General features: G+C 66.8%; 1 protein-coding gene. It reads left to right on the forward strand.

Going from position 1 to position 2,684, the window contains the following annotated elements:
* On the forward strand, nt 1-2,465 hold a 2,465-nt coding region (locus tag ACLFRM_RS09335), incomplete at its 5' end, for a cation-translocating P-type ATPase (protein WP_410755466.1).
* Between the last annotated feature and the right edge of the window lie 219 nt (nt 2,466-2,684).

Below are 2,684 nucleotides of genomic sequence, written 5' to 3' on the forward strand. Positions count from 1 at the left end.
TTATCGGCACCCTCCAGGAAAGTAAGGCCGAGTCCAGCGCCCAGGCCCTGAAGTCAATGATGACGGTCCGCAGCCGGGTGCTGCGTGACGGCCGGGAGCAAACGGTCGACGCCGAGGATCTGGTCCCCGGGGATCGGGTTCGGCTGGTCGCCGGCGATTCGGTCCCGGCAGACCTGCGGCTGCTGGAGACCGAAGACCTGCGGGCCGATGAGTCGCTGCTCACCGGCGAGTCGATGCCGGTCGAGAAGGATGCCGATGCGAGCTTGGACGAGGATGCCGGCGTCGGCGAGCGTCGAACGATGCTCCATGCCGGTACCGACGTGCCCGACGGTCGGGCGCTGGGCCTGGTCTGCCGTACCGGAGAGGCCACCGAGGTCGGCCGAATTGCGCGCTCCCTGACCGGCGCCGGCGATACCGAGCCGCCGCTCGTGATCCGGCTGCGCACCCTGACGCACCGTATCGCACTTGTCGTCCTGGGTGCCGTCGCGCTCCTGGTCGTTGCCCAGTTCCTGCGGGGTGCTGGCCTCGCCGAGATCTTCTTCTTCGCGGTTGCGCTCGCGGTTTCGGCCATCCCGGCCGGGCTGCCGGTCGCGATTACCGTGGCGCTGTCGCTCGGCCGACACCGGATGGCCGAGCGCAATGTGATCGTACGTCGCCTGCCGGCAGTCGAGGGGCTGGGGACCTGCACCCTGATCGCCAGCGACAAGACCGGAACTTTGACCGCTAACCAGCTCACCGTCACACGTATTGCGCTGCCGGGTGGTGACCGAATTCGGGTCGATCCCGCCGATGACGATCGCAGTGACCCGCTGCGGCTTGACGATGGAGACAAGGATCAGGGTCGCCGCGAACTCGACGAGGAGACGCAGGCGGCGGCATACCGCCTCGCACGGACCGGTGTGCTCTGCAACGAGGGCGAGCTGCACGAGCGCGATGACGGCACGGTCGACATCCTCGGCGATACCGTCGATGTGGCCTTCCTGGTGCTCGGCCAGCGCCTGGGGCTGACGCGCAACGCGCTATTGGAGCGCCACCCGGAGCAGGCCCGGGTGCCGTTTAAGGCCGCGCGCCGTCTTGCCGCCACCTTCAATCAGGGCGACGAGGGTCTGCAGGTCCATGTGAAGGGCGCGGCCGAGGCCGTGCTGCCACTCTGTACCGACGCCGACGACCTGCAAGCCCAGGTCGATGACTTGAGTGGTCACGGCTTCCGCGTGCTCGCGCTGGCCGCCGGCCCGGTCGAGGGCGATGCAGATGAGGCGGCGCGGCGGCTCGAAGACGGCGAGCTGAGCGGGTTGACCTTGCTCGGACTGGTCGGCCTGATGGATCCATTGCGTCCCGAGGTGCCCGATGCGGTGCGTCGTTGCCACGAGGCCGGCGTTGGCGTGCGCATGATCACCGGCGACCATCCGGCAACCGGTCTCAGCATCGCCCGCGAGCTCGGGATCGCCGGGGAGCATGACGAGGCCATCACGGGCGCCGAGATCCAAGCGGCGGCTGACGATCGGGGAGAAGGCGCTGAAGGAAACGCCGCGGGCGGCTTGCGACTAGGTCGCGCTGCGGTCTACGCCCGCATCGAGCCCGAGCAGAAGACCACCATCGTCGGGGCCTTGCAGCAGCAAGGGCACTATGTGGCCGTGACCGGCGACGGCGTCAACGATGCGCCGGCGCTGCGCAAGGCCAACATCGGTGTCGCGATGGGGCGGGCCGGGACCGAGGTTGCGCGGCGCGCCGCCGACCTGATCCTGACCGACGATAATTTCGCATCCATCGTCAACGGCATCGAGCAGGGCCGCATCGCCTACGCCAACGTGCGCAAGGTGGTCTGGTTGCTGATCAGCACCGGCGCCGCCGAGATTGTGCTGTTCGTCCTCGCCTTTGCGTTGAACATGCCGCTGCCGTTGGGCGCCGTGCAGTTGTTGTGGCTGAACCTGGTCACGAACGGCATCCAAGATGTCGCCATGGCGTTCGAGAAGGGCGAGCCGGACGTGCTCAAGCATCCACCGAGACCCCCCGACCAGCCCATCTTCGACCGACGCATGATCGAGCAGACCCTGGTCTCCGGTCTCTACATGGGGGTGGCCGCCTTCGCCGTCTTCTACTGGCTTCACCAAGTCTGGGGCTGGAGCGAGTACGACGCCCGCAACAGCCTGCTGTTGTTGATGGTGCTGTTTGAGAACGTGCACATCTTCAACTGCCGCTCCGAGGAGCGCTCGGCATTTCGCCTCCCGCTGCGCGCGAATCCATTCCTGATCGGCACGGTGATCGCCGCTCAGGGCGTGCACATCCTGGCGATGTACCTGCCGGGGCTGAGCGATGTGCTAAGTGCGGCCCCGGTGCCGCTGTGGGAGTGGGCCGCGTTGCTTGGCATCGCCGTCTCTCTGCTCTTGGTGATCGAGCTGTTCAAGGCGTTGCGTGTGCGGCGACAAGGTCCCGAGCCGGCAAACGCCTCAGCAGGCGGGGCATAAACGCCGTCGCCCGCTGGGCCTCTGTTTGGGATCGCTGCCGCCGCGCGCCGTCATCGATTGTTCACTGGATTGATACATTATTCGTCTATCGTTTTCGTCATCGGTACTGACGTCATCAGCGACTGCAGGCCCTCGTGCAGGCCCTCGTGCAGGCCCTCGTGCAAGCGGTTTTGCCCGGGTTTGACGGGCTTGCATGGGGCGTTCAAGGTCCATGGTGGA

The organism is Guyparkeria sp., from assembly GCF_046540515.1.
Taxonomy (GTDB): Bacteria; Pseudomonadota; Gammaproteobacteria; order Halothiobacillales; family Halothiobacillaceae; genus Guyparkeria.